At 61.7% G+C, this 24,461-nt stretch carries 23 protein-coding genes and 2 tRNA genes; 5 read left to right on the top strand and 20 right to left on the bottom strand.

Going from position 1 to position 24,461, the window contains the following annotated elements; genetic code table 11:
* Window positions 1-70: 70 nt before the first annotated feature.
* The 8 genes from ACFOJE_RS14445 to rlmE all read right to left on the bottom strand — a co-directional run bounded on the left by ACFOJE_RS14445 (window position 71) and on the right by rlmE (window position 6,451).
* Window positions 71-147, bottom strand: a tRNA-Met gene (locus ACFOJE_RS14445).
* A gap of 97 nt (window positions 148-244) precedes the next feature.
* Window positions 245-330: transfer RNA gene (locus ACFOJE_RS14450), tRNA-Leu, on the bottom strand.
* Between the two features lie 7 nt (window positions 331-337).
* Complete coding sequence (gene secG, locus ACFOJE_RS14455) at window positions 338-721, bottom strand: preprotein translocase subunit SecG (protein WP_377815133.1); 384 nt, start codon at window positions 719-721, stop codon at window positions 338-340.
* 2 nt (window positions 722-723) lie between these two features.
* Window positions 724-1,479, bottom strand: a complete 756-nt coding sequence (gene tpiA / locus ACFOJE_RS14460; protein ID WP_377815135.1) for a triose-phosphate isomerase — start codon at window positions 1,477-1,479, stop codon at window positions 724-726.
* A gap of 64 nt (window positions 1,480-1,543) precedes the next feature.
* Entirely contained in the window at window positions 1,544-2,881 is a 1,338-nt protein-coding gene (gene glmM, locus ACFOJE_RS14465) for a phosphoglucosamine mutase (protein WP_377815137.1), read from the bottom strand.
* A gap of 13 nt (window positions 2,882-2,894) precedes the next feature.
* Window positions 2,895-3,743 (bottom strand): dihydropteroate synthase, encoded by an 849-nt coding sequence (gene folP / locus ACFOJE_RS14470; protein ID WP_377815139.1) that lies wholly within the window; start codon window positions 3,741-3,743, stop codon window positions 2,895-2,897.
* Between the two features lie 9 nt (window positions 3,744-3,752).
* Entirely contained in the window at window positions 3,753-5,666 is a 1,914-nt protein-coding gene (ftsH, locus tag ACFOJE_RS14475; protein ID WP_377815141.1) for an ATP-dependent zinc metalloprotease FtsH, read from the bottom strand.
* Window positions 5,667-5,827: 161 nt separating this feature from the next.
* Window positions 5,828-6,451, bottom strand: coding sequence for a 23S rRNA (uridine(2552)-2'-O)-methyltransferase RlmE (gene rlmE, locus ACFOJE_RS14480; RefSeq protein ID WP_377815143.1), 624 nt, complete (start codon window positions 6,449-6,451; stop codon window positions 5,828-5,830).
* 88 nt (window positions 6,452-6,539) lie between these two features.
* On the opposite strand from rlmE, the gene yhbY reads away from it, so the two are divergent.
* Window positions 6,540-6,851, top strand: a complete 312-nt coding sequence (gene yhbY, locus ACFOJE_RS14485) for a ribosome assembly RNA-binding protein YhbY (protein ID WP_377815145.1) — start codon at window positions 6,540-6,542, stop codon at window positions 6,849-6,851.
* A 25-nt stretch (window positions 6,852-6,876) separates the two neighbouring features.
* Here the strand turns inward: yhbY and ACFOJE_RS14490 are convergent, their stop codons facing one another.
* From ACFOJE_RS14490 to grpE, 8 genes are all read right to left on the bottom strand, one after another.
* Window positions 6,877-7,314, bottom strand: coding sequence for a DUF4149 domain-containing protein (locus ACFOJE_RS14490; protein WP_377815147.1), 438 nt, complete (start codon window positions 7,312-7,314; stop codon window positions 6,877-6,879).
* Window positions 7,292-7,768 carry a transcription elongation factor GreA gene (greA, locus tag ACFOJE_RS14495; protein WP_377815149.1) on the bottom strand — a complete coding sequence of 159 codons (477 nt, stop codon included), beginning with the start codon at window positions 7,766-7,768 and terminating at the stop codon, window positions 7,292-7,294. The genes ACFOJE_RS14490 and greA overlap by 23 nt, the downstream gene beginning before the upstream one ends.
* Window positions 7,765-10,986 carry a carbamoyl-phosphate synthase large subunit gene (gene carB / locus ACFOJE_RS14500; protein ID WP_377815150.1) on the bottom strand — a complete coding sequence of 1,074 codons (3,222 nt, stop codon included), beginning with the start codon at window positions 10,984-10,986 and terminating at the stop codon, window positions 7,765-7,767. The genes greA and carB overlap by 4 nt, the downstream gene beginning before the upstream one ends.
* Window positions 10,987-11,023: 37 nt before the next feature.
* Window positions 11,024-12,160: a glutamine-hydrolyzing carbamoyl-phosphate synthase small subunit gene (gene carA, locus ACFOJE_RS14505; RefSeq protein WP_377815151.1), complete on the bottom strand. Its 1,137-nt coding sequence runs from the start codon at window positions 12,158-12,160 to the stop codon at window positions 11,024-11,026.
* A gap of 181 nt (window positions 12,161-12,341) precedes the next feature.
* The gene (gene dapB / locus ACFOJE_RS14510; RefSeq protein WP_377815153.1) at window positions 12,342-13,145 is read right to left on the bottom strand and encodes a 4-hydroxy-tetrahydrodipicolinate reductase; all 804 of its coding nucleotides are present in this window, start codon (window positions 13,143-13,145) and stop codon (window positions 12,342-12,344) included.
* Between the two features lie 69 nt (window positions 13,146-13,214).
* Window positions 13,215-14,336: a molecular chaperone DnaJ gene (dnaJ, locus tag ACFOJE_RS14515; RefSeq protein WP_377815154.1), complete on the bottom strand. Its 1,122-nt coding sequence runs from the start codon at window positions 14,334-14,336 to the stop codon at window positions 13,215-13,217.
* A gap of 127 nt (window positions 14,337-14,463) precedes the next feature.
* Window positions 14,464-16,383 (bottom strand): molecular chaperone DnaK, encoded by a 1,920-nt coding sequence (dnaK, locus tag ACFOJE_RS14520; RefSeq protein WP_377815155.1) that lies wholly within the window; start codon window positions 16,381-16,383, stop codon window positions 14,464-14,466.
* A 129-nt stretch (window positions 16,384-16,512) separates the two neighbouring features.
* On the bottom strand, window positions 16,513-17,064 hold the full coding sequence (gene grpE, locus ACFOJE_RS14525) for a nucleotide exchange factor GrpE (protein WP_377815156.1): 552 nt from the start codon (window positions 17,062-17,064) through the stop codon (window positions 16,513-16,515).
* Window positions 17,065-17,253: 189 nt separating this feature from the next.
* Between grpE and recN the strand changes: the two genes are divergently transcribed.
* Window positions 17,254-18,930 carry a DNA repair protein RecN gene (recN, locus tag ACFOJE_RS14530; protein ID WP_377815157.1) on the top strand — a complete coding sequence of 559 codons (1,677 nt, stop codon included), beginning with the start codon at window positions 17,254-17,256 and terminating at the stop codon, window positions 18,928-18,930.
* Between the two features lie 68 nt (window positions 18,931-18,998).
* On the opposite strand, the gene fur is transcribed toward recN, so the two are convergent.
* Entirely contained in the window at window positions 18,999-19,403 is a 405-nt protein-coding gene (fur, locus tag ACFOJE_RS14535; RefSeq protein ID WP_377815229.1) for a ferric iron uptake transcriptional regulator, read from the bottom strand.
* 92 nt (window positions 19,404-19,495) lie between these two features.
* On the opposite strand from fur, the gene ACFOJE_RS14540 reads away from it, so the two are divergent.
* Window positions 19,496-19,996, top strand: a complete 501-nt coding sequence (locus ACFOJE_RS14540; protein ID WP_377815158.1) for an outer membrane protein assembly factor BamE — start codon at window positions 19,496-19,498, stop codon at window positions 19,994-19,996.
* A 63-nt stretch (window positions 19,997-20,059) separates the two neighbouring features.
* Here the strand turns inward: ACFOJE_RS14540 and ACFOJE_RS14545 are convergent, their stop codons facing one another.
* The gene (locus ACFOJE_RS14545) at window positions 20,060-20,383 is read right to left on the bottom strand and encodes an RnfH family protein (RefSeq protein WP_377815159.1); all 324 of its coding nucleotides are present in this window, start codon (window positions 20,381-20,383) and stop codon (window positions 20,060-20,062) included.
* Entirely contained in the window at window positions 20,376-20,810 is a 435-nt protein-coding gene (locus tag ACFOJE_RS14550) for a type II toxin-antitoxin system RatA family toxin (protein ID WP_377815160.1), read from the bottom strand. Before ACFOJE_RS14550 ends, ACFOJE_RS14545 begins: the two co-directional genes overlap by 8 nt.
* 254 nt (window positions 20,811-21,064) lie before the next feature.
* Between ACFOJE_RS14550 and smpB the strand changes: the two genes are divergently transcribed.
* Entirely contained in the window at window positions 21,065-21,547 is a 483-nt protein-coding gene (gene smpB / locus ACFOJE_RS14555; protein WP_377815161.1) for an SsrA-binding protein SmpB, read from the top strand.
* A 40-nt stretch (window positions 21,548-21,587) separates the two neighbouring features.
* On the opposite strand, the gene ACFOJE_RS14560 is transcribed toward smpB, so the two are convergent.
* Window positions 21,588-22,370, bottom strand: coding sequence for a GntR family transcriptional regulator (locus ACFOJE_RS14560; protein ID WP_377815162.1), 783 nt, complete (start codon window positions 22,368-22,370; stop codon window positions 21,588-21,590).
* 381 nt (window positions 22,371-22,751) lie between these two features.
* Between ACFOJE_RS14560 and ACFOJE_RS14565 the strand changes: the two genes are divergently transcribed.
* Entirely contained in the window at window positions 22,752-24,437 is a 1,686-nt protein-coding gene (locus ACFOJE_RS14565; RefSeq protein WP_377815164.1) for a lactate permease LctP family transporter, read from the top strand.
* The last annotated feature ends 24 nt before the right edge of the window (window positions 24,438-24,461 follow it).

Consider the following 24,461-nt stretch of genomic DNA (forward strand, 5'->3'; position numbering starts at 1 on the left):
CCATGAGTGCCGCTTGCCAGCACAAGTACCCACCTAGCAAAAAGCCCCTAAAAAGGGGCTCAGCTACAACTGGTTGCGGGGGCTGGATTTGAACCAACGACCTTCGGGTTATGAGCCCGACGAGCTACCAGACTGCTCCACCCCGCGTCAAAAGCTGGAGCGGAAGTATACGACCGAACCCTTTCCTAGGTCAACCGCACCTTCCACCAACAAGAAGGCCCGCTTTTCAGCGGGCCTCTTGATTTGGTACCGAGGAGGGGACTCGAACCCCTACAGCCTATGGCCACTACCACCTCAAGGTAGCGTGTCTACCAATTCCACCACCTCGGCAAAACCTTTAATTCTGCTCCTTCGCTCCCGGCACGTCAGCGTTACTATCCACCGGCTTTTGACCCTGGAGCACCGGCACATCTTCGACCGCCGGCTTGCTTTGCTGAACCTCAAGAGCCGCCGGACTCGGCAGCCCGACTTCGTCCAGTGCCTCAGTCTTTTGCTTAGCTACAAAGCCTAACCCAAGACTGGTCAAGAAAAAAAGCGTTGCAAGTATAGCAGTAACGCGACTTAGAAAGGTAGAAGAACCCTGACTACCGAACACGGTAGCCGATGCCCCAGAACCGAAAGAAGCCCCAGCATCCGCACCCTTCCCCTGCTGCAACAACACCAGAGCGATGACACCCAGCGCAGCCAACAAGTGAAAGACGACAACAACCGTTTCCAGCATCTTCAGCTTCCCGCGGCACGACAAATCGCACCGAACTCATCCGCATTGAGGGAGGCGCCACCTACCAGCCCCCCATCGATGTCCGGCATACCGAACAATTCAACAGCATTCGAAGATTTAACGCTACCGCCGTACAAAATCCTCAGCCCATCTGCAACAGCACTGCTCTTCACAGCGATTTGCGCACGGATAGCAGCATGAACCTCCTGAGCCTGATCTGGAGTTGCTGTCAACCCACTCCCAATCGCCCACACCGGCTCATACGCAACAACTGCCCGAGAGAATACCTCCACCCCCAGCGCATCGACAAGCGAGCCAATCTGACGCACTATCACATCCAACGTCTCACCAGACCGACGCTGCTCTAGGGTTTCACCGACACAGAGTATGGGAATCAACCCCCCAACCTGAGCCGCGGCAAACTTGCGCACAACCAAAGCATCATCTTCACCCAGAATCTGACGCCGCTCAGAATGCCCAACCAAACTCCAGACACAACCAGCATCTACCAACTGAGTGGATGCAACCTCACCGCTCAAAGCACCCTGATCAGATTGTGATGCACAATTTTGCGCACCCACAGAAACAGGAATACCTCTGAGCCCTTCGACCACCTGAGCAATATGCAAACAGGAAGGAAGAACAGCAACATCAACCCCATCCACAAAACCCAACCGGCGTACGCCTTGAATGAGCTCTGCGACACTGGCGCGGGTACCGTGCATTTTCCAGTTACCGGCAACCAGAGGGCGACGCATGCTTTACCTCGTCAATCTAAGTGGGCGCAGATTCTATACAAGCGAACAAGAACAGGCAAGCGAATCAAGCACATACCTTTTCAACAACTTTCGCCAGCTGTTCAGCATGGGCGCGTACTTGTGATTCGTCGTCCCCTTCGACCATTACTCGAACAAGAGGTTCGGTACCAGACTTACGGAGCAGAACGCGACCACGACCAGCCATGAGTTCGGTAACGCACTCGCATGCCTCCCGTACCGCCGGGTGAACCACTGGGTCCTGGCTTCCAGAGTAGCGAACATTGACCAGCACCTGCGGGCATTTACGCATCCCTTGGCGCGCCTCGGCCAGAGTCTGTCCGCAGCGACGTAACGCCATTAAAACCTGCAGCGCAGAGATTATGGCGTCCCCAGTGGTCGTGTGCTCGCAACAGACTATATGCCCGGAGTTTTCTCCGCCGAGCAGCCAGCCTCGCTCCAAGAGCTCGGCCATCACATAGCGATCCCCGACCTTCGCACGCACGAAGGGGATCTCGAGATCCTGCAAAGCCAACTCCAGACCGAGATTACTCATCAGCGTTCCAACAACGCCCCCCTTAAGCCTGCCAAGCCCGAGCAGATCCTTGGCAATGAGGAACAGCAACTCATCACCATCCACCACCGCCCCGGTATGATCGACCATCAATACTCGATCTCCATCACCGTCGAAGGCGATACCGAGATCGGCTTTTTGCACCACCACCTCGGCCTGCAACGCAGCAATGTGGGTGGAGCCGCACTCCGCATTGATATTCAATCCATCGGGCTGCGCCGCCAGCACGGAGACTTGAGCACCGAGCTCTCGAAAGACACTCGGAGCGACCTTATAGGTAGCTCCATGCGCACAATCGATGACTATCTTCAATCCGGAAAAATCGGTACTGCTGGGAACACTGCTCTTGCAGAATTCGATATAACGCCCCGCAGCATCACTGATTCTGGAAACCTTGCCCAATGCAGCCGAGTCGACCACTCTCATGGGCGAGTCAATCAACTCCTCGATCATCAGTTCGACCTCATCCGGCAGCTTGGTGCCATGTCCGGAGAAGAACTTGATGCCATTATCGAAATGAGGATTGTGCGAAGCGCTGATGACGATCCCAGCCTCTGCATGAAAAGTACGAGTCAAGTAGGCGATGGCTGGCGTCGGCATCGGCCCCAGCAGCATTACATCGGCACCGGCCGCGGACAGACCGGCCTCCAACGCAGACTCGAACATGTAGCCAGAAATGCGGGTATCCTTGCCAACCAGTACCCGGCAGGCACCCTGACGACTGAAAGCCTTACCCGCTGCCCAGCCAAGCTTGAGCATGAAATCCGGGGTGATGGGGTACTCGCCAACCAGCCCACGAATACCGTCAGTGCCGAAATATTTCCTGCTCATTCTTTCCCTCCTGCTATTCAGCCGTCTGTACCGCATCAATCATGCGCACTACATCGACCGTTTCCGCCACATCATGGACCCGCACAATGTGCGCCCCTTTCACTACAGCCAAGGCTGCGAGAGCCAGGCTGCCATAAAGACGTTCACCAACTTCGCGTCCCAAGGCCTGACCGATCATGCTCTTTCGTGAGACACCGACCAGCAATGGACGCCCAAAGCTATGCAGCCCCTCCATATGGCGAAACAGGCTGAGATTGTGCTTCAGCGTCTTGGCGAAACCGAATCCAGGATCAAGAATAATCTTTTCAGAAGAAATTCCAGCTGCAGCACAGGCACGCATGCGCTCTCCGAGGAACTCCTTGACCTCGCCCATGAGGTCTTGATAGCGCGGATCAATCTGCATGGTTCCAGGCTCGCCGCGCATGTGCATCAGGCAAACTGGTAGTCCGCTTTCCGCCGCGGCCTCGAGCGCCCCCTCTCGTTGCAATGACCGCACATCATTGATCAAGCCCGCTCCAAGCCTGGCCACCTCACGCATTACCTCTGGAGTAGAGGTGTCAACGGAGACGATGATATCGAGCTCTGCGCCGACAGCCTCGACGATTGGCGCCACCCGCTCGAGCTCTTCGTGGGCAGAGACAGTTGGAGCCCCCGGACGCGTCGATTCGCCACCGATATCGATTATCGCTGCTCCGGCATTCACCATGCTCTCGGCATGGCGCAGCGCTGCGTCGCGCAGACTGAAACGACCGCCATCAGAAAACGAATCAGGCGTAACGTTGAGAATTCCCATCACTTTCGGATGAGACAAATCAAGAACCCGGTTGCCACAAGGCAACCGGGTCGAAGACATGAGAGTCATCAGAAAACCTTAGTGTTCGCCGGCAGGTCCACCAATCGGAGTCTCAGGACGTCCTGCCCCCTCTTTGGGAGCAGACGTACCTGATGTACCGGAGCCACCTTGCCAATCCTTGGGCTCACGAACAGAGCGCCCCGCCATGATGTCATCGATCTGATCAGCATCGATGGTTTCGTACTTCATCAGGGCCTCGGCCATTTTGTCCAACTTGTCGCGATTGTCCGAAAGAAGCTGCTTGGCCGTGCCATAGCAGCCGTCGATAATGCTGCGCACCTCCTGATCGATCAATCGTGCAGTCTCGGCCGACACGTTGGCATGCTGAGTAGCGGCACTGCGTCCGAGAAACACCTCCCCCTCTTCCTCGGCATACATCAATGGCCCCAACTTCTCCGACAGCCCCCACTTGGTCACCATGTTTCGCGCGATTTGGGTGGCACGCATGATGTCGTTCGAGGCGCCGGTAGTAACGCCTTCGAACCCTAGCGTCATTTCCTCGGCGATGCGTCCGCCGAACAGCGAGCAGATCTGACTGGTCAGGGCGCGCTTGGATAGGCTGTAGCGGTCCTCCTCCGGCAGGAACATGGTCACGCCCAATGCCCGACCACGAGGGATGATGGACACCTTGTAGACCGGATCGTGCTCAGGAACCAGCCGACCGACGATCGCATGGCCGGCCTCGTGATAGGCCGTATTGAGCTTCTCCTTCTCGGACATGACCATGGTCTTGCGCTCGGCGCCCATCATGATCTTGTCCTTGGCCAATTCGAACTCACGCATTTCGACGATGCGCTTGTTGGCGCGCGCGGCGAACAACGATGCCTCGTTGACCAGATTAGCCAGATCGGCACCGGAGAATCCCGGAGTTCCACGAGCAATCACCGCCGGATTGACATCATCGGAGACCGGAACCTTGCGCATGTGCACCTTGAGGATCTGCTCGCGACCACGGATATCCGGAAGCCCGACGACCACCTGGCGATCGAACCGGCCCGGGCGCAACAACGCTGGATCGAGTACATCAGGACGGTTGGTCGCGGCAATGACGATGATGCCATCGTTCATCTCGAAACCATCCATCTCCACCAGCAACTGGTTAAGGGTCTGCTCCCGCTCGTCGTGCCCACCACCAAGACCGGCGCCCCGGTGACGACCCACCGCATCGATTTCGTCAATGAAGATGATGCAGGGTGCGTGCTTCTTGGCCTGATCAAACATGTCGCGGACGCGGCTGGCACCGACGCCGACGAACATTTCGACGAAGTCGGAGCCGGAAATAGTGAAGAACGGCACCTTGGCTTCGCCGGCGATGGCCTTGGCCAGCAAAGTCTTACCGGTGCCGGGTGGGCCGACCATCAGCACGCCACGCGGGATGCGGCCGCCCAGGCGCTGGAATTTGCCTGGATCGCGCAGGAACTCGACCAGCTCGCGCACTTCTTCCTTGGCCTCGTCGCAGCCCGCGACATCGGCAAAGGTGGTCTTGACCTGGTCCTCGGACAGAAGACGCGCCTTGCTCTTGCCGAAACTCATCGGCCCGCCTTTGCCGCCGGCGCCGCCCTGCATCTGGCGCATGAAGAACATGAACACCGCAATGATCACCAGTATCGGGAAACTGGCGACCAGCAACTGCGTCCAGATGCTCTGCTGCTCGGGCTGCTTGCCCTCGATCTGCACGTTGTTGTCGATCAGATCGCCGATCAGACCGCCATCCTGAATGGCAGGACGGATGGTCTTGAAGGAATCCCCGTCGGTGCGCTGGCCGGTGATGACGAAGCCGTCCACCGTTACCCGCTCAACCTTGCCGTCCTTGACTTGTTGAATGAAGTCCGAGTAGTTCAGCGTCTGCGGCTCGTTCGGGCTGGAGAAGTTGTTCATCACCGTTACCAGTACGGCGGCGATGATCAACCACAGGATCAGGTTCTTTGCCATATCGTTCAATTAGCTACCCTCTGGAGCAGTCTCAGCCTCGAGCACGCCCCGCATGACGGCTGGTATGTTTACCTGCCTAACTTACTACACAACCCCTGCCCCGGGCAGGCACCGTCTGTAACCCTTTATGAAACCTAGCCAAACGGGCCGACTTGTCGAGCTTAGGCTCCAAGGAAGCCACGTGCGAGCAAATACTGCTCGCGGGAGCGGTCTCGGGAGGATGTCGGCTTACGCATCTGCACCTTATCGAAGCTTTCTCGAACCTGCTTCAGGTATTGATCGAAACCTTCACCCTGAAAGACCTTGATCAAAAAATCGCCACCGGGCCTTAGCACACGAGCCGCCAGATCCAGTGCCAGCTCGCAGAGATACATTGCCCGCGGCTGATCGGCAGCTCTCACCCCACTCATATTGGGGGCCATGTCGGAAATCACAAGGTCGACCGGATTGTCGCCGATAGCCGCGAGTATCCGCTGGAAAACCTGATCGTCGGTAAAATCTCCTTGAATGAAGGCGACGTCCGGGATGCTGTCCATTTCCAGTATATCGGAAGCGATCAACCGCCCCCGGTCGCCAATCACTCGGCTGGTCACCTGCGACCAGCCGCCCGGTGCCGCCCCGAGATCGACCACGGTCATCCCGGGACGCAGGATATGATCCTTTTCTTGGATCTCGAGCAATTTGTAGCTGGCGCGCGAACGATAGCCGTCCTTCTGCGCCATCTTCACATAGGGATCATCGAAGTGCTCCTTGAGCCAACGATGACTAGTCTTTGATCGGGCCACAGGCACCTCGTGTTTGGCTGGGCGGCCCCGGGTCGCTCGGGTACACTAGCCGCCGCTTTTTAACAGGATCAGACGCAGAGGTCAGATTATGGCGCTCACTCAAGAGCAGAAGAAACAATTCAAATCTATCGGCCACCACCTGAAACCTGTATTGATCGTGGCCGAGAATGGTTTGACCGAAGGCGTCCTGGCCGAGCTGGATCGTGCCCTCAACGACCATGAGCTGATCAAGGTGAAGATCAATCTCGCCGAACGCGAGGACCGCCAGGCCGTGATCGCCGAGCTTTGCGAAATCGCCCGTTGCGAGCTGGCTCAGGTGATCGGCAAGATGGCGCTGATCTATCGCAAGAACCCGAAGCCGAACAAGAACCTGTCCAATATCAGCCGATTCCAAGGCTGAATCGGGAACCGACCAGGCCGCGGCCTCAAGGCCTGCGGCTTTCGTCCGGTCCCGGCTGCAGAACCAGCAGCACGCCGCAGAAAGCCAGCACCAGATAATTGAACGTCAGCCAGCGCTGGGCATCGGGCAGCCAAGCACGGACGACGAGAAACAAAAATCCCATCGTCAGCACCGTCAGCAGCAATTGCCCGCGCAGATCGCGCCAGAGGCTGCCGAGCCCCTCGGCCTGAGCCAGTACCAGCGCCTGCAGCCCTGCGCAGAACAGTGCAAAGCCCACCATCAATGGCGACAGGCCATCAGCGACATCCTCGACCAGCAAGGGCGCCAGACCGATTTTCTCTAATGCAGGGAGCATGACGAAGCGCAACAGCCAGAGGCCGCCGACCCAGAAAGTCTGAGCCAGCTGCCAACTGATCGCCCCCGCCCTCGATATCTGCCGCTTATATATGGCGGACTTCGACAATCTCGTACTCGACCGTGCCGCTCGGCGTCTTCACCACCACCACATCGCCCTCCTCCTTGCCGATCAGAGCGCGGGCGATGGGCGAACTCACCGAGAGCTTGCCCTGCTTGATGTCCGCCTCGTCGTCGCCGACGATCTGGTAGGTCACCGTCTCGTCGGTTTCCACATTGGCGATATCCACGGTGGTGCCGAAGATCACCTTGCCGGAATGCGGAATCGTCGTAACGTCGATGATCTGCGCATTCTGCAGACGGCCTTCGATGTCACGGATTCGCGCCTCGACCATGCCCTGCTGCTCGCGGGCCGCATGATACTCGGCGTTCTCCTTGAGATCCCCCAGCTCACGAGCTTCGGCGATGGCCTGGGTGATCTGCGGGCGCAGTTCGGTCTTCAGATGCTTGAGCTCTTCCTCCAGGGCGCGAGCGCCCTGGACAGTCATCGGAAATTTAGTCATGCGTTGATTCCTGCATGGAGATCCTGCAGACGGCGCACGGTCTTCTCGGGACCGAACTTCAGCGCCTCACAGATCGCCTGACCACCGGCGATGGTGGTAGTGATGCAGATCTTGTGCTGCAGGGCGTTGCGACGGATCGAGAAGGAGTCTGCAATCGACTGACGCCCCTCGGTGGTGTTGATGATGAGATTGACCTCGTCGTTCTTGATCATGTCGACCACATGCGGACGGCCCTCGGTCACCTTGTTCACCCGACGAACCGGCAGCCCGGCAGCCTCGATCACCTTGGCGGTACCGGCAGTGGCGACCACTTCGAAGCCCAGAGCGATCAGGTTACGCGCCACGTCGGCGACGAACGGCTTGTCATCCTCACGGACGCTGATGAAGGCGCAGCCGCCGCTCGGCAATACCTCGCTCGCCCCGACCTGAGCCTTGGCGAAGGCTTCGGCGAAGCTGTCGCCGACGCCCATCACCTCGCCGGTGGACTTCATTTCCGGGCCGAGGATCGGGTCGACGCCCGGGAACTTGGCGAAGGGGAACACCGCTTCCTTGACGCTGTAATAGGTCGGGATGATCTCGCGAGTGAAGCCGATTTCCTTGAGCGTCTTGCCGGCCATGACGCGCGCCGCCACCTTGGCCAGCGATACGCCGATGCACTTGGAGACGAAAGGAACGGTCCGCGAAGCGCGCGGGTTCACTTCGAGTACGTAGATGTCTTCGCCCTGCACGGCCATCTGCACGTTCATCAGGCCGACCACGCCGAGTTCCAGGGCCATCTTCTTGACCTGCTCGCGAATGTCGTCCTGGATACGCGCCGGCAGCGAATAGGGCGGCAGCGAGCAGGCGGAGTCGCCGGAGTGCACGCCGGCCTGTTCGATGTGCTGCATGATCGCGCCAATGACCACGTCTTCACCATCGCACACTGCATCGATATCGACCTCGATGGCGCAATTCAGGAAGTGATCCAACAGCACAGGGCTGTCGTTGGACACCTGCACGGCCTCGCGCATGTAGCGCTTGAGCTCTTCCTCTTCGTAGACGATTTCCATGGCACGACCGCCCAGCACGTAGGACGGACGAACCACCAGCGGGTAGCCGATCACCTTGGAGGCGGCGATAGCCTCGTCCTCGCTGCGGGCAGTGGCGTTCGGCGGCTGGCGCAGATTGAGGCGCTCGACCATGTGCTGGAAGCGCTCGCGGTCCTCGGCACGGTCGATTGCATCCGGGCTGGTGCCGATGATGGGTACACCGGCCTCTTCCAGAGCACGACAGATCTTCAGCGGCGTTTGGCCGCCATACTGCACGATCACGCCCTTGGGCTGCTCGACCCGGACGATCTCCAGCACGTCCTCCAAGGTCACCGGCTCGAAGTACAGGCGGTCGGAGGTGTCGTAGTCGGTGGAGACGGTTTCCGGGTTGCAGTTGACCATGATGGTCTCGTAACCGTCTTCACGCATGGCCAAGGCGGCATGCACGCAGCAGTAGTCGAACTCGATACCCTGACCGATGCGGTTGGGACCGCCGCCGATAACCATGATCTTGTCGCGGCTCGACGGATTGGCCTCGCACTCCTCCTCATAGGTGGAGTACATGTAGGCGGTGTCTGTGGCGAACTCGGCGGCGCAAGTGTCGACGCGCTTGTACACCGGTACGACCTTGAGCTTCTGCCGGTGGCTGCGCAGGTTCTTCTCGGTGATGCCGAGCAGCTTGGCCAGACGCGCATCGGAGAAGCCCTTGCGCTTGAGCTTCCACATCAGATCCCGATCGATGCTGGACAGGCCGAGGGTCTTGACCCGCTCCTCTTCCTTGACCAGATCCTCGATCTGCACCAGGAACCAGGGATCGATCTTGGTCAGGGCGAACACGTCCTCGATGCTCTTGCCGGCGCGGAAGGCATCGGCCACGTACCAGATGCGCTCGGCGCCCGGCACGGTCAGCTCGCGTTTGAGGATGCTTTCGGCTTCCGGCTTGCCCAGGTCCAGCTTGGGATCGAAGCCGGCGACGCCGACTTCCAGTCCGCGCAGCGCCTTCTGCACGGACTCCTGGAAGGTACGACCGATGGCCATCACCTCGCCGACGGACTTCATCTGGGTGGTCAAACGGGCGTCAGCCTTGGGGAACTTCTCGAAGGCGAAACGCGGCACCTTGGTGACCACGTAATCGATGGCCGGCTCGAAGGACGCCGGGGTGCGCCCGCCGGTGATGTCGTTGGACAGCTCGTCGAGGGTATAGCCCACCGCCAGCTTGGCGGCGATCTTGGCGATCGGGAAGCCGGTGGCCTTGGAGGCCAGCGCCGAGGAACGCGACACGCGCGGGTTCATCTCGATCACGACCATGCGGCCATTGTCCGGGTTGATGCCGAACTGCACGTTGGAGCCGCCGGTCTCCACGCCGATCTCGCGCAGCACCGCAAGCGATGCGTTGCGCATGATCTGGTATTCCTTATCGGTCAGAGTCTGCGCCGGGGCCACGGTGATGGAGTCGCCGGTGTGCACGCCCATCGGATCGAAGTTCTCGATGGAACAGACGATGATGCAGTTGTCCTTCTTGTCGCGGACCACCTCCATCTCGTATTCCTTCCAGCCGATCAGCGACTCGTCGATCAGCAGTTCGCTGGTCGGCGACAGGTCGAGACCTCGGGTGCAGATCTCCTCGAACTCTTCGCGGTTGTAGGCAATGCCGCCGCCGGTCCCCCCCATGGTGAACGACGGACGGATGATGCACGGGAAGCCGACCTTGTCCAGCACGCCGTAGGCTTCATCCATGTTGTGGGCGATGCCGGAGCGCGGGCACTCCAGACCGATGTCACGCATGGCCTTGTCGAAACGCGAGCGGTCCTCGGCCTTGTCGATGGTGTCGGCATTGGCACCGATCATCTCGACCCCGAACTGCTCCAGCACGCCGTGCTTTTCCAGATCCAGGGCGCAGTTCAGCGCGGTCTGGCCGCCCATGGTCGGCAGCAGTGCGTCGGGACGCTCCTTCTCGATGATCTTGGCCACGGTTTGCCACTTGATCGGCTCGATATAGGTGGCGTCGGCCATGGCCGGATCGGTCATGATGGTGGCCGGGTTGGAGTTCACCAGAATGACGCGGAAGCCTTCTTCCTTCAGCGCCTTGCAAGCCTGGGCGCCGGAGTAGTCGAACTCGCAGGCCTGACCGATGACGATGGGACCGGCGCCGAGGATCAGGATACTTTTAATGTCTGTACGTTTTGGCATGTTTACTCACTCGAATCCGTAGGTCAGGTCGGCAGGCTTAGCGGCGTTTGGCCATGGCTTCGATGAAGCGATCGAACAGCGGGGCGACGTCGTGCGGCCCGGGGCTCGCCTCGGGGTGACCCTGGAAGCTGAAGGCAGACTTGTCGGTGCGCTCGATGCCCTGCAGGGTGCCGTCGAACAGGGACTTGTGGGTCGGTCGCAAATTGGCCGGCAGCGTGCCCTCGTCCACGGCGAAGCCGTGGTTCTGGCTGGTGATCATCACCACGCTGGTATCGAGATCCTGCACCGGATGGTTGGCGCCGTGATGGCCATGCCCCATCTTCACGGTCTTCGCGCCGGAGGCTAGGGCCAGCAACTGGTGGCCGAGGCAGATGCCGAATACCGGAATGTCGGTTTCGAGGATATCCCGGATCGCCTTGATGGCGTAGTCGCAGGGCTCGGGGTCGCCGGGACCGTTGGACAGGAACACGCCATCGGGATTCAGCGCCAGCACTTCGCTGGCCGGAGTCTGCGCCGGCACCACGGTGAGGCGGCAGCCGCGCGCCACCAGCATGCGCAGGATGTTCAGCTTGACGCCGTAGTCGTAGGCGACCACGTGGTAAGGCAGCTCGCCAGTAGGGATTTCCGGATGGCTGTCGGTGTCGAGGCTCCACACGCTGGAGCGCCATTCGTAGGGCTGCTTGCAGCTGACCACCTTGGCCAGGTCCATGCCTTTCAGGCCGGGGAAGCTGCGCGCCAGCTCCAGCGCCTTCTCCTCGGTCGCGTCGTCGCCGGCGAGGATGCAGCCGTTCTGCGAGCCCTTTTCACGGAGAATGCGGGTGAGGCGCCGGGTGTCGATGCCGGCGATGGCAACGGTACCGTTCTCCTTCAGGTAATCCGGCAGCGACTGCTTGTTGCGCCAGTTACTGGCCAGCAGGGGCAGATCGCGGATGATCAGACCGGCGGCCCAGACCTGACTGGCCTCGGCATCTTCCGGGGTGGTTCCGGTATTGCCGATGTGCGGATAGGTCAGAGTGACGATCTGCTGGGCATAGGAAGGATCGGTGAGAATCTCCTGATAGCCGGTCATGGCGGTGTTGAACACCACCTCGCCGATGGTATGGCCATCGGCTCCAATGGCTTCGCCGCGAAAGATGCTGCCATCAGCAAGGGCGAGTATGGCTGGCTTAGTCAAGAAGACCTCCCGTAAATCAAGCCTGGCAAAGCATTCGCAGGTTGTAAAAAAGCGGAATGACGTGTGAACACATCATCCCGCTCTTTTTCCGATTGTCTGCGTGCTTTTAGTGGACACACTAAAGTTGCAGTGTACAGTAAAAGGCTTTTTCGGTCCACCGACCGAGCCTACCGCTCGGCTATTATCGCAGCGCGAGCACATCCTGCATGTCGTACAGGGCAGCCGTCCTGCCCTCCAGCCAGAGCGCCGCACGCACCGCCCCCTTGGCGAAGGTCATGCGACTGGAGGCCTTGTGGGTGATCTCGACCCGCTCGCCTTCCGCCGCGAACAGCACGGTGTGGTCCCCCACGATATCGCCAGCACGGACGGTAGCGAAGCCGATAGTCTCGCGCGCCCGGGCGCCGGTCTGACCTTCGCGGCCGTAAACCGCCACCTTCTGCAGGTCACGCCCCAGCGCATTGGCGACCACTTCCCCCATGCGCAGGGCGGTACCGGAAGGCGCGTCTACCTTGTGACGGTGATGCGCCTCGATGACCTCGATGTCCACCTCGTCGCCCAGCACCCGGGCCGCCGTGTCGAGCAGCTTGAGGCAAAGATTGACCCCGACGCTGAAGTTGGCGGCGAAGACGATCGGGATTTCCCGCGCGACCTCGGCCAGCCGCTGCCTTTCCTCGACCGTGAAGCCGGTGGTACCGATCACCATCGCCTTGCCAGCCTTGCGACAGACCTCCAGATTGTTCAGGGTCACGCTCGGATGGGTGAAATCGATCAGCACGTCGAACTCATCGATCACTTTCTCCAGATGATCGGAAACGACCACGCCGACCCGCCCCAATCCGGCCAACTCGCCGGCATCGGCACCCACCAGGGTGCTGTCCGGCCGGTCGATGGCCGCCGTCAAGCCGGCGCCCGGCGCCTGCTGCACAGCCTCGATCAGGGTCCTGCCCATGCGCCCGGCGGCGCCCATCACTGCAATACGTCGCATACGTAAACTCCAACACCCAAGGCCGCCCGGGAGGCGCGAACCCCGCAGCGGCGACCTGGGTCGCTCAACCTACAAATCGCCGAAAAAACGCTTTACGCCCTCGAACCAGCCGCTGGCCTTGGGCGAATGGACGCTATTGCCTTGAAGCGTACCGCGGAACTCCTCAAGCAGCTCGCGCTGGCGCCGATTCAGACTCACCGGTGTTTCGACGACCACACGACACATCAGATCACCAGCAGCCCCGCCGCGCACCGGGGCCACGCCCTTGCCGCGCAGACGGAACAGCTTGCCGGTCTGGGTACCTTCCGGGATCTTCAGCTTGACCCGCCCATCCAGTGTAGGCACTTCCAGCTCGCCGCCAAGCGCCGCATCGGCGAAGCTGATCGGCACCTCGCAGTACAGATGTTTGCCGTCGCGCTGGAAGATCGGGTGCTCGCGCACGCTGACCACCACGTACAGATCGCCGGGCGGGCCACCCAGGGTACCGGCCTCGCCCTCGCCGGCCAGGCGGATGCGATCGCCGCTGTCGACTCCGGCCGGAACCTTCACCGACAGGGTCTTGTGCTCTTCCACGCGCCCCTGGCCATGGCAGCTCGGACAGGGGTCGGAGATCATCTTGCCAGCACCATGGCAGCGCGGGCAGGTCTGCTGCACCGAGAAGAAGCCCTGTTGCATGCGCACCTGACCTATGCCGCCGCAGGTGGTGCAGGTGACCGGCGCCGTCCCCTTCTTCGCCCCGCTGCCGTCGCAGGTCTTGCAGTGCACCAGGGTCGGCACGCGAATAGTCACCGAAGTGCCACGCACTGCCTCTTCCAGGTTCAGCTCCAAGGTATAGCGCAGGTCGCTTCCGCGCTGCGGACCGCCACGGGCGCCGCCGCGACCGCCACCGAAGAAATCGCTGAACACATCGCCGAAGATGTCGGAGAAGCTCGCCCCCCCGCCGAACCCAGCGCCCCCCATCTGCGCATCGACGCCGGCGTGTCCGTACTGATCATAGGCGGCACGCTTGCTGGAGTCGGAGAGGATCTCGTAAGCCTCGTTGACTTCCTTGAATTTTTCCTCGGCCGACTTGTCGTCGGGATTACGATCCGGGTGGTACTTCATGGCCAGGCGGCGGTAGGCCTTCTTCAGATCCGCCTCGCTGGCTCCACGCTGGACCCCGAGCACCTCGTAATAATCACGCTTTGACATAAATCGTATGCACTCCGGATTCGTCTGCCCCAGACACGCCGACGCGGGAGCAAGCTCCCGCGTGGCGGTTCAGGCCCGCCGCAGCGTCACCGGCTGCGGCGGAACGAGGCAGAAGCAAGCGTGACGCTTACTTGTTGTCCTTACCGTCTTTCACTTCTTCGAACTCGGCATCGACCACGTCGTCCGCCTTGGCCTTCTCACCACCCTGCGCAGCTTCGCCGGCCTCCGCCTGCTCGGCGTACATCTTCTGCGCCAGCGGCGTGGTGACCTGAGACAGGGCGTTCATCTTGGCTTCGATGGCAGTCTTGTCGTCACCTTTGACGGCAGCTTCCAGCTCGGCGATGGCCTTCTCGATGGAGGCCTTCTCGTCGGCGCTGACCTTGTCTCCGGCATCGGTGACCATCTTGCGGGTAGCGTGGACCAGCTGGTCGCCCTGGTTGCGAGCGGAGACCAGCTCTTCGAACTTGCGGTCCTCCTCGGCATTGGCCTCGGCATCGCGAACCATCTTCTGGATTTCTTCCTCGGACAGGCCGGAGTTGGCCTTGATCACGATGGACTGCTGCTTGCCGGTGGCCTTGTCCTTCGCCGACACGTGCAGGATACCGTTGGCATCGATGTCGAAGGTCACTTCGATCTGCGGCACGCCGCGCGGCGCCGGCGGGATGTCGGCCAGGTCGAACTTGCCCAGCGACTTGTTCTGCGCGGCCTGCTTGCGCTCGCCCTGCAGCACGTGGATGGTCACGGCATTCTGGTTGTCGTCGGCGGTGGAGAACACCTGCGACTTCTTGGTCGGGATGGTGGTGTTCTTCTCGATCAGCGGAGTCATCACACCGCCCAGGGTCTCGATACCCAGGGTCAGCGGGGACACGTCGAGCAGCAGCACGTCCTTCACGTCACCGGCCAGCACGGCACCCTGGATGGCGGCGCCCATGGCCACGGCTTCGTCCGGGTTGACGTCCTTGCGCGGTTCCTTGCCGAAGAACTCGGCGACCTTCTTCTGCACCAGCGGCATACGGGTCTGGCCGCCGACCAGGATCACCTCGTCGATCTTCGAAGGATCGATGCCGGCGTCCTTCAGGGCGACACGGCAGGGCTCGATGGTACGCTCGACCAGATCCTCGACCAGAGCCTCCAGCTTGGCGCGGGAGATCTTCACGTTCAGGTGCTTCGGACCGGTCTGATCGGCAGTGATGTACGGCAGGTTCACGTCGGTCTGCTGGCTAGAGGACAGCTCAATCTTGGCCTTCTCGGCGGCTTCCTTCAGACGCTGCATGGCCAGCGGGTCGCCTTTCAGGTCGATGCCGCTTTCCTTCTTGAACTCGTCGGCGAGGTAGTCGATCAGGCGCAGGTCGAAGTCTTCGCCGCCGAGGAAGGTGTCACCGTTGGTGGCCAGCACTTCGAACTGGTGCTCGCCGTCGACCTCGGCGATCTCGATCACCGACACGTCGAAGGTACCGCCGCCCAGGTCGTAGACGATGATGGTGTGGTCGCCCTTGGCCTTGTCCATGCCGTAAGCCAGCGCGGCCGCGGTCGGCTCGTTGATGATGCGCTTGACCTCGAGACCGGCGATGCGGCCGGCATCCTTGGTGGCCTGGCGCTGGCTGTCGTTGAAGTAAGCCGGCACGGTGATCACCGCTTCGGTGACCGGCTCGCCGAGATAGTCCTCGGCGGTCTTCTTCATCTTCTTCAGCACTTCGGCGCTGATCTGCGGCGGAGCCATCTTCTGATTCTTGACCTCGACCCAGGCGTCGCCGTTATCGGCCTTGACGATCTTGTAGGGCACCAGCTGGATGTCCTTCTGCACCACGCCCTCGTCGAAGCGGCGGCCGATCAGGCGCTTCACCGCGAACAGGGTGTTGTGCGGATTGGTCACCGCCTGGCGCTTGGCGCTCTGACCGACCAGGGTCTCGCCGTCGTTGGTGTAGGCGATGATCGACGGGGTAGTGCGCGCGCCTTCGGCATTCTCGATCACCTTGACGCTACCGTTTTCCAGGATGGCCACGCAGGAGTTGGTCGTGCCCAGGTCGATACCGATGATTTTGCCCATATTCACTCTCCGAAACTTTGATTTGGCAGGCCGCCGTCGCTTCCGGGGCCTGTTGATCCGCGCCGTCTAGAACCGGCACGAAGCCAGATAAACGCTTGACACACTAGATGGGGAGCCAGCCACCGGATTTCAAGGCTTGTCTTTCGACGGAGCCTTGCTGACCACGACCATCGCCGGACGCAACAGGCGACCGCTGAGCAGGTAGCCCTTCTGGAACACCTTCAGCACGCTGTTCGGCTCGGCGGTGTCGCTCTCCTCCATCGCCATCGCCTGGTGATGCTCGGGATTGAAGGGCGCGCCATGGGGATCGAGCTGCTCGAGGTGGTAGCGCTTGAACACGTCGTGGAGCATTTTCAGGGTTAGCTCCATGCCTTCGCGCATCGGCTTGATCGACTCGTCGTTCGGATCGCTCAGCTCCAGGCCTCGCTCCAGACTGTCCATCACACCGAGAAGATCCAGGGCGAACTTCTCCAGAGCGAACTTGTGCGCCTTCTCCACGTCCTGCTCGGCACGTCGACGCACGTTCTGCAGTTCTGCCGCGGCGCGCAGGGCCTGATCCTGGGCAGCCGCCAACTGCTCCTCCAGCGTCTGCACACGGGCGGCCAGATTTTCGCCAGCAGCTTCGGTGGCAGCAGGATTCGCCTCAGTCGACTGGGTATCCAAGTTCTGTTCGTCAGCCATGCATCTCTCCTTTCAAAAAGTGGCCACGAGACAAGGCCCGGGGCTTCTGCCGGCCTATATGGGGATGCAAATCCGCGCTTCAAGGGAAAAAAGCCAACCACGATGGACTTTCGCACCTGGACGGATTGCCAGTGCAAAATCAGCTACTGTATAAATGCACAGCCAACGCTTTTTTTCGGGAGCCTCGCCATGCTGGTGCACCTGTCCATACACAACTACGCCATCGTCGAACATCTGGATCTGGAACTGGATGCGGGAATGACGGTGATCACCGGCGAAACCGGAGCCGGCAAGTCGATCATGCTGGACGCCCTGGGCCTGGCGCTGGGCGATCGCGCCGACAGCGGCGTGGTGCGTCCGGGCGCAGACAAAGCCGACATTCTCGCCAGCTTCGATCTGGAACGGATCCCCGAGGCACGCAACTGGCTCGCCGAACGCGATTTGGAAAGCGACGGCCCCTGCATCCTGCGCCGGGTGATCACCGCGGAAGGACGCTCGCGGGCCTATATCAACGGCTCCCCCTGCCCGCTGGGCGATCTCAAGTCCCTCGGCGAACGACTGATCGACATCCACAGCCAGCACGAGCACCAGTCGCTGCTGAAAGCCGACACCCACCGCCGATTGCTAGACGAATACGCCGGCGCCAGCGAGCTGGCCCGCCAGGTGCAGCTCGCCGCCCAGCGCTGGCGTCAGACCCAGCAAACGCTGGAGCGACTGACCAACGCCAGCGACGAGCAGCGCGCCCGCCAACAACTGCTCAGCTACCAGTTGGAGGAGTTGGAGAATCTGGCCCTAGGCGACAACGAACTGGAGCAACTGGAACAGGAACACAAGACCCTGGCCAACGCCGGTAGCCTGCTCGGCAGCTGTCGCCAGGTGATCGATCAGTGCAGCGAGAGCGAAGGAGGCAACGTGCTATCCGTCCTGACCACCGGCCTGCAGCGACTGACCAGCCAGCACAGCCAGCCAGCAGCTCTCGGCGAGGCGATCAACCTGCTCGCCAGCGCACAGATCCAGATAGAGGAGGCAGTCGGCGAACTGAACCGCTTCATCGACCATTTCGATGCCGACCCGGAGCGCCAGCAGCGCATCGAGGAGCGCCTCGACACCATCTATACGCTGGCGCGCAAGCATCGGACCCAGCCGGGCGAGCTGCCCGCTCTGCAGCAACGGCTGCTGACCGAGCTGGAAGAGCTGAATGCGGATGACGAGGCCATAGAGCGCCTGCAGGAGGAGCTGGCCGCCTATGCCCGCCATTACGGGGAAAGGGCCCAGGAACTCAGCCGACTCCGCCAGGATTCGGCCCGGCACCTAGGACAGGCGGTGGAGCAGGAAATGCAGCGCCTGGGCATGCCCGGCGGGCGCTTCAGCATCGAGCTGCGACCGCACGGATCGGACGAACTCCACCCCCAGGGACTCGAACAGGTCGAGTTCCTAGTCAGCGCCAACCCCGGCCAGCCCCTGAAGTCCCTGGCCAAGGTAGCCTCGGGTGGCGAGCTGTCACGCATCAGCCTGGCGATCCAGGTCATCACCGCCCAGACCTCGCACATACCGACCCTGGTATTCGACGAAGTGGACGTCGGCATCGGCGGCCCGACCGCCGAGGTGGTCGGCCAGCTACTACGCCAGCTCGGCCAACGCGGTCAGGTCCTGACCGTCACCCACCTGCCCCAAGTCGCGGCCCAGGGGCACAACCACCTGTTCGTGCACAAGGCACGCGGCAGCGCCGAGACACGCACCGCGGTCAGCCTGCTGGATGGCGGACAGCGAGTGGAAGAGATCGCCCGCATGCTGGGCGGCGTGGACCTGACCGAGGAATCCCTGGCCCACGCCCGACAGATGATCGGCACGGCCCGGGCGGCCTGAATCCCGGCCGAGAAAAAGGCGACCCCAGGGTCGCCTCCGCTTTTCATCCCGCATACCGGAAAGCCCGGTCAGGAGGTCTTGCGCACGTAGAGTACCAGGTTGTGATCGACCAGATCGAAACCGTGCTTACGGACGATTTCCCGCTGCAGCTTCTCGATCTCGGGGTCGAAGAATTCGATCACCTCGCCGGTATCCACGCAGACCATATGGTCGTGATGACCGCTGTCAGCCAGCTCGAATACCGCATGGCCTCCGTCGAAATTGTGCCGCACCACCAGGCCCGCCGCCTCGAACTGGGTCAGCACCCGATACACCGTAGCCAGCCCCACATCTTCACCCGCATCCATCAACGCCTTGTAGACATCTTCCGCACTCATGTGGCGCTGACCGGCGGAGTCGAGCATCTGCAGGATCTTGACGCGCGGCAAGGTTACTTTCAGGCCGACTTTACGCAGTTCGTTGTTTTCAACCATAGTTGACTTAATCGCTGCAGCTTCGCAGCCTCCTCCAATGCGGGTATCATCCCGGATTCGTTGCCCAGCCAGATAGTGGAAATCGCCCAGCAATGCAAAACACCAAGCTCATGCTGAGCAGCCTCACCTTCGCAGGCCTGCTCGCACTAAACGGCTGCTCATCAATTATTCCTGGCGTGTACAAAATCGACATCCAGCAGGGCAATGTCGTAACGCAAGACATGATAGACCAGTTGCGCCCCGGAATGACCCGTAGCCAAGTGCGGTTTATCATGGGCAATCCGCTGGTTACCGATACCTTCCATGCCGACCGCTGGGACTACCTATACAGCATCCAGCCGGGCGGCGGCCAGCGTCAGCAGGAACGCGTGACCCTGACGTTCGATGCCAACGACCGACTGGTCGGTCTATCCGGCGACTTCATGCCCGGAGCCAGCCGCGACGAAGAGATCCTTGGCAAGGGCACCGAGACCACCCTCGAACAGCAGCAAGGAGCCAAGCCCGGCTCGTTGCAGGAACGAATCCAGCGTAGCGTGGACGAAGCCAAGCCCGTACCCGTTCCAGTTCCCGAACCCCTCGACCCTCGCCCCTGAGCCAGTGCCAGGAAGAAGCCCGGGCCTCCGGGCTTCTTTCATTCTTTCACAGGTGCGAACGACTCAGCCACCCGCTTCCTCACCCACCCGGAACCTCGCTGCCTTCTCGGCGCGCCGCTTGCGAACCTCCTTGGGATCTGCGATCAGAGGCCGGTAGATCTCCACCCGATCTCCCGTCTCTAGCTCACGCTCTTCCGGTCTGGGCACCGCCTTGCCGAAGATGCCCAGCGGACTGTTCGCCAGATCCAGACCGGGGAAATGTCGGTCCAGACCGCAGCGCAGCGCAGCCTCACGAACGGTGGCGCCCCGCGGCACCGTCAGGCTGATGAGCCACTGCCGGTCAGGCAACGCATACACCACCTCGACGACGATGCTCTGCTTATCCATAGATCTGCTTGGCACGCTCGCAGAATGCGTCCACCAGGGTATTGGCCGCCTGATTGAACAATGGTCCCAGGGTCGCCTTGACCAGCGAGCCCGCGTAGTCGAAGGTCAGATCGAGGCTGATCTTGCAGGCCTTCTCGCCGAGAGCCTTGAAGGTCCAGATCCCGTGCAGATGGGTGAAGGGGCCCTCCTCCAGATGCATCTCGATGCTTTCGCCCAGCCTCAGCGAATTGCGGGTGAGAAAGCGCTGGCTCAGTCCGCCCTTGGCCACCTCCAGCCTCGCGCGCATCTGCGTCTCGTTGACTTCCAGCACCTCGGTGGAGCTGCACCAGGGAAGAAAGTCCGGATAACGGGCCACGTCGTTGACCAGATCATAGAGGGCCCGCGCCGGATAGGGCAGCAAGGCCGAGCGGTGGATGCGAGTCGCCATTCAATGAACTCTCGGTTACTTCGTCAATTCGCAGGCAAACGCGACCGGACCGCCGAGCGCGCTCGACGGAAGCAGTGCAGAAGGCTCGCATGGGCAGCGGACGTATCCGGGAAGCCATGCCGGCGACGACCTTCTCGTTCGCCATGTCTGCATCCATAGGCATGCAGCAAAGATCGGGCATTGTCCGAGATTAGCCGCGCCCCCTCAAGCCTGGTGTCGCCAGCTCGATTCCAACTGCATATAATGCGCGCCCTATGGCTAAGCAAAAGAAACAACCGCAGGGCAGCATCGCCCTCAACAAGAAAGCGCTGCATGACTACTTCATCGAGCAGAAGTTCGAGGCCGGTCTGGCCCTGGCTGGCTGGGAGGTGAAGAGCCTGCGTGCGGGCAAGGCGCAACTGGTCGACAGCTATGTCCTCCTGAAGGACGGCGAGGCCTGGCTGATGGGCAGCCACATCACCCCGCTGACCACCGCCAGTACCCACGTGATCGCCGACCCGACCCGCACGCGCAAGCTGCTGCTGCACAAGCGCGAGCTCGACAGGCTGATCGGCGCGGTGCAGCAGAAAGGCTACACCTGCGTTGCGCTATCCCTGTACTGGAAGAAGCACCTGATCAAGTGCGAGATCGCCCTGGCCAAGGGCAAGAAAGAGTTCGACAAGCGCCATACCGAGAAGGAGCGCGACTCCGACCGGGAGATCCAGCGCGCCATGCGCACCAAGGGCAAGGGCGAATAAGCGCCAGCGCATCGCGCTGGCCGCCTGCCCGAGCCCTCCATCAGAGCTTGCCGTCCGCATGTTCCTGGCGTCGCTGCGAGCGGGCCAGGCGCCGCGCTTGCTGTTGCGCCTCGGCCAGCACTTCCTGCACGTAATGAATGTGCCGATTGGCGATCTCCCGCGCCTCCTCCGCGCGCCCTTCGATGATCGCCTCGTAGAGTTCCCGATGCTGCCCCATCAGCTGCTTGCGGGTCTCGCTGCGCTGGGCGTACATGCCGCCGATATTGGTCACCACGTTGCGCTTGAGCAGATCGAACAGCCCCTTGATGGTGTGCAGCAGTACCGCATTGTGGCTGGCCTCGGCGATCGCCAGATGGAAGCTCGCATCCGCCGCCCCTTCCTCGGCGCGACTGACCTCGTCGTGGCGCTGATAGCAGTCCTGCAGCGCCTCGAACGCCAGATGCAGACGCTCGTGATCCACCTTGGTGGCACGCAGGGCCGCATAGTAGGCGCATGACCCCTCCAGCGTATGCCGCAGCTCCAGCAGATCGCGCTGCGCCTCGGGATTGCTCTCCAGCAGCTGCAGCAACGGATCGCTGAAGGTCGAGCCGAGCGAATCGGCCACGTAGGTTCCGCCACCCTGCCGACTCACCAGCAGCCCCCTGGCCACCAGCTTCTGGATGGCCTCGCGCAGCGACGGCCGCGAGACGCCGAACTGCTCGGCCAGGACCCGCTCGGCGGGCAGCCGCTCGCCGGCCTTCAGCGTACCTTCGAGGATCAGGGTTTCAATCCGCGCGACGATGTGATCCGACAAGCGGCGCTGGCGCACCTGGTCAATTTCCATAACTCGATAACCTCTGCTTTTTCCCGGCCATCCGGGGCTCGACTGCTCAGCCGCCAAGTCTATCGCGTCCCTCCCCCTTCAGGAGACGCCGGTGGACGAAGATCCGACCGAAGCCCCTTAGAGCGCCCGGAATGCTCACCGAGCCGATGCCGCATCCAGCCGACGCCGGCAGCCCGGTCGAAAAGTCCCAGGAGAAGGAACTCGCCATTGGTCGTAGAGACGAGAATTGACAGGGCCGGCGACGGACTCTTACTCTGACCGAACAATTTTGTAAATTGGTAAGACCAATATCAAGTCCGCCGGACTGGATTCCCAAAAGGACCGCACTCCAGTCTGGCCGCTCGACGTGCGCCCATCTAACAACAATCAGGGAACCCCCATATGCAAGCCTGGCAACAGCTCTACAATCCGCTCGGCAGTCTCGTCTTGTCGGCCCTGCCCGCAGCCATCCCGATCGTCTTCTTCTTCCTCGCCCTGGCGGTATTTCGCATGAAGGGCCACGTCGCCGGCAGCATCACCCTGCTGCTATCCGTGCTGGTGGCGATCTTCGCCTTCAACATGCCCACGGACATGGCCCTGGCCGCCGCCGGCTACGGCTTCCTCTACGGCCTCTGGCCGATCGCCTGGATCATCGTCGCCGCCGTGTTCCTCTACAAGCTGACCGTGAAGAGCGGCCAGTTCGAGGTGATCCGCAGCTCGGTCCTGTCGATCACCGACGACCAGCGCCTGCAGGTATTGCTGATCGGCTTCTCCTTCGGCGCCTTCCTCGAAGGCGCCGCCGGCTTCGGCGCACCGGTGGCGATCACCGCCGCCCTGCTCGTCGGCCTCGGCTTCAACCCGCTGTACGCCGCCGGCCTCTGCCTGATCGCCAACACCGCACCGGTGGCCTTCGGCGCCCTGGGCATCCCGATCATCGTCGCCGGCCAGGTCACCGGCATCGACGCTTTCAATATCGGTGCCATGGCTGGCCGCCAGCTGCCGCTGCTGTCGATCATCGTGCCGTTCTGGCTGGTGGCGATGATGGACGGCTGGCGTGGCATCAAGGAGACCTGGCCGGCGGCTCTGGTGGCCGGGGGCAGCTTCTCCCTGACCCAGTACTTCACGTCCAACTTCATCGGCCCGGAACTGCCGGACATCACCTCGGCGCTGGTCAGCCTGGTATCCCTGACCCTGTTCCTCCACCTCTGGCAGCCCAAGCGGGCCGAAGCGGCGGCAGTGGTCGGCATCTCCGGCGGCGGTGCGGTACTCGGCGGGTTCGGCGGCCCGCGCAGCGGCAACCCGTCGCCCTACAGTCTGGGGCAGATCCTCAAGGCCTGGTCGCCGTTCCTGATCCTCACCGCCATGGTCACGATCTGGACCCTGAAGCCGCTCAAGGCCCTGTTCGCCACCGGCGGCCCGCTGGAAGCCTGGGTCTTCCAGTTCGCCATTCCCCACCTGGACAAGCTGGTGATCAAGGTCGCCCCGATCGTCGCCCAGCCGACGCCGATCGCCGCGGTCTTCAAGCTGGACCCGGTGTCCGCCACCGGCACCGCGATCTTCTTCTCCGCGCTGATCTCGATGCTGATCCTCAAGGTGGACCTGAAAACTGGTCTGACCACCTTGCGGGACACCGTCCTCGAGCTGAAGCTGCCGATCCTCTCCATCGGCATGGTGCTGGCCTTCGCCTTCGTCACCAACTACTCGGGCATGTCCTCCACCCTCGCCCTGGTGCTGGCCGGCACTGGCGCGGCCTTCCCGTTCTTCTCGCCGTTCCTCGGCTGGCTGGGTGTCTTCCTGACCGGCTCGGACACCTCGTCCAACGCCCTGTTCAGCTCGCTGCAGTCCACCACCGCCCAACAGATCGGCGTCGACCAGACCCTGCTGGTCGCAGCCAACACCAGCGGCGGGGTGACCGGCAAGATGATCTCCCCGCAGTCCATCGCCGTGGCCTGCGCCGCCACCGGCCTGGTCGGCAAGGAGTCGGACCTGTTCCGCTTCACGCTCAAGCACAGCCTGATCTTCGCCGCCATGGTCGGCCTGATCACCCTGGCCCAGGCCTATGTGTTCACCGGCATGTTGATTCACTGACACGCCACACCGGAGGAGGCGATT

Origin of the sequence: Azotobacter bryophylli, assembly GCF_042643485.1 — a bacterium.
Classification (GTDB): domain Bacteria; phylum Pseudomonadota; class Gammaproteobacteria; order Pseudomonadales; family Pseudomonadaceae; genus Azotobacter; species Azotobacter bryophylli.